A 4,557-nucleotide genomic window follows, 5' to 3' on the forward strand; every position below is an offset into this window, starting at 1 on the left:
CGCCGCCGTGGCCATCGCGATCGCCCGAGGGGCATCTGTGGCCGCGGCGTCCCGGCGGCCTCTGCGGCCGATCGGCGACGAGCAGATCATCACGGCGCCGGATGCCGCGGCGCTGGCATCCGCACTGGATCGCGGCGACGGATTCGACGTCGTGCTCGACGTGTCCGGCCACGCCCCGACTCTGGCCGCCGGCATCCGCGCACTGCGATGGGGAGGCCGGGCGGTGTTCTGCTCGGCATCCGTCGACAGCGAACTGCACATCGACTCGCGAGACTTCTACCTGCGCCGCAAGCAGCTGCTCGGCGTCGCCAGCGCCCGCTACGACGACGTGGTCGAGGCGTTGGATCTCGCCGCCGCCGGAGCCCTGCCGACGCTCGTCGGCGCGCGCTATCCGCTCGACGACATCGGGCGTGCCTACCAGGAGTTCCCCCGCAAGGGCGAGGGGAAGGTGGTCGTCGATGTCCGATGAGCGCACCCGGAGAACAGGAGATCCCGACGTGACGAGTTCTGCACTTCTCGGCGCAGGAGCGCTCGCCGGCATCCGCGTGATCGAGCTGGGGCAGTACATCTCCGGTCCGTACGCGGCCAAGCTTCTCGCCGATCTCGGCGCCGACGTCATCAAGGTCGAGTCCCCGGAGGGCGACCCGATGAGGCGCTGGGAGGGCCGGGCGACCATGAGCCCGCAGTTCGCCGCCTACAACCGGGGGAAGCGCGGCGTCGTGCTCGACCTGAAGAGCGTCGACGGGCTCGCCGCCCTGCTCGCTCTGGTGGAGGATGCCGACATCGTGCTCGACAACTTCCGTCCCGGCGTCGCCGCGCGGCTCGGCTTCGGCCCGGACGTGCTGCATGAGCGCAACCCGCGCGTGATCACTTGCTCCATCACCGGTTTCGGTCCCACGGGGCCCGCCGCGAAGCGGCCCGCCTACGACACCGTGATCTCCGCCACCGGCGGCATGTACAGCCAGGTCGTACCGGCATCCACCATCCGCCCGTTGGGTCCGGCGTTCTCCGACCTGCTCTCCGGCATGTCGGCCGTCCAGGCCGTGCTCGCCGCCCTCCATGCGCGCGACGTCACCGGCGAAGGCGAGCACGTCGAGGTCACGATGGTCGGCGCGCTCCTCGACTTCCTCACCGAGTCCGCGTCGGCGTTCCTCGAGACCGGTCAGGTCTCCTCACCCGACTCGCGACCGCGTCGCGCGCAGGCGTACGCGTGCGTCGGCTCGGACGGCAAGGCGTTCGTGATCCACATGTCCGTGCCGGAGAAGTTCTGGACCGGGCTCCTCGACGTGCTCGAGCGCCCCGACCTCGCCGACGACGAGCGCTTCTCGACGCGCGAGGCGCGGGTGCGCAACTACGACGAGCTCGACGCCGTGCTGAAGCAGATCGCGACCACGCGCCCGCGCGCGGAGTGGCTCGACAGGCTCGCCGCCCATGACATCCCGCACGGCCCGCTGAACACAATGGGCGACCTCTTCGACGACCCGCAGATCGTCAGCATGGGTCTGGTCGAAGAGATCGCGGGACCCGACGGCGCCGCACTGCGCGTCCCCGTGCCCAGCATCCGGTTCCAGCGCAGCGGTCGTCCCGCACTCCGCTACGCGCCCGCACTCGGCGCCGACACCGAAGAGCTCACCGCGACCGCGGCAGCATCCGCATCCGAGAAGGAAGGGGCGGCCCGATGACCGGTATCGACGACCTCGTCGCGATCGACGTCCACACGCACCCGCAGACCGAGGAGTTCATCGCGGCGATGGGCACGCGGCACACGCAGATGTCGGCGCACTTCGGCCGTGAGCGGCCGGTGGTGTCGTTCGCCGAGCAGGCGGACCAGTACCGCGAACGCAAGATGATGGCCGTCATCGTGAACTCCGATTCGGAGACCACGAGCGGCATCAAGGGTGCGCCCAACGACCTGCTGGGCAGGGCGCAGCAGGACCACCCCGACGTCTTCCTCGCGTTCGCGGGCATCGACCCGTGGAAGGGCGAGGCCGCGATCGCGGAGATCCGGCGGATGCACGACGAGTACGGCATCAAAGGCGTCGGCGAGCTCAACCCGTCGCGGCAGAGGTTCCTCGCCAACGACCGGCGCTTCTTCCCGATCTGGGAGACCTGCGCCGAGCTCGGCCTGGTCGTCATGTTCCACTCCGGGTTCCCCGGTGCGGGCGCCGGCACCCCCGGCGGAGGAGGCTACCGACTCGAGAACGCACGACCGGTGCCGTACATCGACGACGTCGCGGCCGAGTTCCCCGAGCTGAACATCATCAGTGCGCACCCGGCCTGGCCCTGGCACCTCGAGAACCTGGCGATGGTCTGGCACAAGTCGAACGTGTACCTCGACCTGTCCGGCTGGGCGCCGAAGTATCTGCCGCCCGAGGTCGTGCGCTACGCCGATTCGCTCATCTCCGACCGCGTGCTCTTCGGATCGGACTGGCCGGTGATGACCGCGGACCGATGGATGACCGAGTTCGACGAGTTGGGCCTCAAGCCCGAGTCGAGGCAGAAGATCCTGCTCGACAACGCGCGCAAGCTGTTCCGGCTGTGAGCCGGCGCGACGAGTCCGGGAGGACGCATGGCTGAACTGGTGATGGCCGCGGCGACGCCGCACAACCCGCTGCTCTGGCGCGCGATGCGCGAGCCGATGCCCGACGATCTCGTGGCGGTCGAGGAGAACTTCCGCCGCATCCGCGAGGCCGTGACGGAGGCCGCCGTCGACGTGCTCATCGTGCTCGGCACCGATCATGTGCGGCAGTTCTTCTCCGACAACTCCCCGGCGTTCATCGTCGGCAAGGCCGCGTCGTACCACGGCACCTACGAGAACGAGGTGCGCACCTTCGGCATGGAGTACGCCGAGCTGACCGGGCACCCCGAGCTCGCGACGCAGATCACCGGACGGGAGGTGCTGCCCGAGACCATCGACTTCTCGGTCTCGCACGAGTGGCGGCTCGACCACAGCTTCGTGCTGCCGCTGCAGTACGTGCGGCCCGAGCTCGACCTGCCGATCGTGCCGATCCACGCGAACGCGATCCTTCCTCCGCTGCCGTCAGCCGCGCGCTTCGCCGCTCTCGGCCAGCACCTGCGTACGGCGGTCGAGGCGTGGGACAGCGATGCGCGGGTGGGCCTGCTCACCTCGGGGCACATGGCGACGGATGTCGGGGGACCACGCACCTTCAACGGATCGCCCGACCCCGCATTCGACGCCGAGGCGGTGGCCTGGATGCGTGACGGCGACCTCGCCGGCGCGATCGACGGATGCCGCTTCGACCGCATCATGGCGGCGGGCAACGTCACCTACCAGTACGTGAACATCGTCGCCGCGCTCGCCGCGATGCAGGGCAGGCCCGCCGACCTCGCCGAGGCGACGACGTCACGGTTCGCGTCGAGTCCTTTCTTCCTCTGGAGGGCCGCACAGTGAGCCTCTACATGATGAACAAGTTCATCCGCGCGGTCGAGATGAGCACCGCGAACGTGAATGCCTACGTCGCCGATCCTGCCGGTTTCCTCGACGGATGGCTGGCCGGGGGGTCGGGCACCGATGCCGTCGCGGACGACCGCATCCTGACACCGGAGGAGTACGCGGCGTTCGCGGCGCGGGACTACGGCGCGCTCTACGGCCTCGGCGCCCATCCGTACCTGCTCTGGCACTTCACCGAGGCGGTCTACGAGCACGAGTACACGGAGGGCTTCGGCTGGCGCGACCTGGTCGAGAAGTATCGCGCCGCGATCGTGCCGTACGGCGAGGTCGACGACATCGCCTGAGCGGCGCGGCGCGGCGAGATTCGCGCCGGGCCGCGCGCGGGCGTGACGGATGCCCCGCGGTGGGCAACACCGCGGGGCATCCGCGCGTCGGCACCGCGCGGGGAGCGGTTGGGGCAACTGCTCCCTGCGCGGCGCGCCGACGCACCGACGGTGCGGGGTCTCCTCCCCGAGGACGGCCGCACCGCCGGCGTCTCGGCTACGCCGTCAGGCGACGACGCAGCAGGCCCGCACCTCCGAGGAGGAGCAGGAGTGCGGCGAGTGCGACCAATCCGGATGCGGGGGCGCCGCCGGTCATGGCGAGTCCCTCCGCAGCGTCGGCCACGGCAGCACCGGATGCCGATCCCGTCACGGAACCGGTGCCCGGGTCGGTGCCCGGCTCGGTTCCAGGATCGGTTCCCGGGTCCGTGCCGGGGTCAGTCCCAGGGTCGGTTCCCGGGTCAGTCCCGGGATCGGTTCCCGGGTCCGTTCCGGGGTTCGTGCCCGGGTTCGTCACCGTGCTGTCACCGGCCACCGAGATGGCGTTTCCGCCGATTGTGATCGGCAGCGTCACCGGCAGCGACAGCTGGGTGCCGCCGAGGATGCCGTCGTCGCCCGTGGTGGTGTTGCCACCGGTGGTGCCGGTGGCCGGAGCGGCCGGAGCCGTGCCGCCGCCGGTGACGGTGGCGGCATCGAGCACGGAGATCGCGTTGCCGGTGACGGCCACGGGGGCTGTCACGGGTGCGGTGATCTGGGTGCCGCCGAGGATGCCGTCGTCTCCGCCGGTGGTGTTGTTACCGGTGGTGCCGGTGGCCGGAGCGGCCG

The 4,557-nt window shown here is 70.5% G+C and carries 5 protein-coding genes and 1 pseudogene; 5 read left to right on the top strand and 1 reads right to left on the bottom strand.

Going from position 1 to position 4,557, the window contains the following annotated elements:
- The 5 genes from DW306_RS10670 to DW306_RS10690 all read left to right on the top strand — a co-directional run.
- A partial coding sequence (locus DW306_RS10670) for a zinc-binding dehydrogenase (protein ID WP_168429295.1) occupies nucleotides 1-469 on the top strand: 469 nt, incomplete at its 5' end.
- Between the two features lie 28 nt (nucleotides 470-497).
- The gene (locus tag DW306_RS10675; RefSeq protein WP_168429296.1) at nucleotides 498-1,682 is read left to right on the top strand and encodes a CoA transferase; all 1,185 of its coding nucleotides are present in this window, start codon (nucleotides 498-500) and stop codon (nucleotides 1,680-1,682) included.
- Nucleotides 1,679-2,542, top strand: coding sequence for an amidohydrolase family protein (locus tag DW306_RS10680; protein ID WP_136055580.1), 864 nt, complete (start codon nucleotides 1,679-1,681; stop codon nucleotides 2,540-2,542). The genes DW306_RS10675 and DW306_RS10680 overlap by 4 nt, the downstream gene beginning before the upstream one ends.
- Nucleotides 2,543-2,569: 27 nt before the next feature.
- The gene (locus DW306_RS10685; RefSeq protein WP_136055581.1) at nucleotides 2,570-3,412 is read left to right on the top strand and encodes an extradiol ring-cleavage dioxygenase; all 843 of its coding nucleotides are present in this window, start codon (nucleotides 2,570-2,572) and stop codon (nucleotides 3,410-3,412) included.
- Nucleotides 3,413-3,423: 11 nt separating this feature from the next.
- Nucleotides 3,424-3,756 carry a hypothetical protein gene (locus DW306_RS10690; RefSeq protein ID WP_168429297.1) on the top strand — a complete coding sequence of 111 codons (333 nt, stop codon included), beginning with the start codon at nucleotides 3,424-3,426 and terminating at the stop codon, nucleotides 3,754-3,756.
- A 196-nt stretch (nucleotides 3,757-3,952) separates the two neighbouring features.
- Here DW306_RS10690 and DW306_RS10695 read toward each other — a convergent pair.
- Nucleotides 3,953-4,557: pseudogene (locus DW306_RS10695) on the bottom strand (hypothetical protein); the annotation flags it as partial.

It is taken from the genome of Microbacterium sp. K24, assembly GCF_004794465.1.
Taxonomy (GTDB): domain Bacteria; phylum Actinomycetota; class Actinomycetes; order Actinomycetales; family Microbacteriaceae; genus Microbacterium.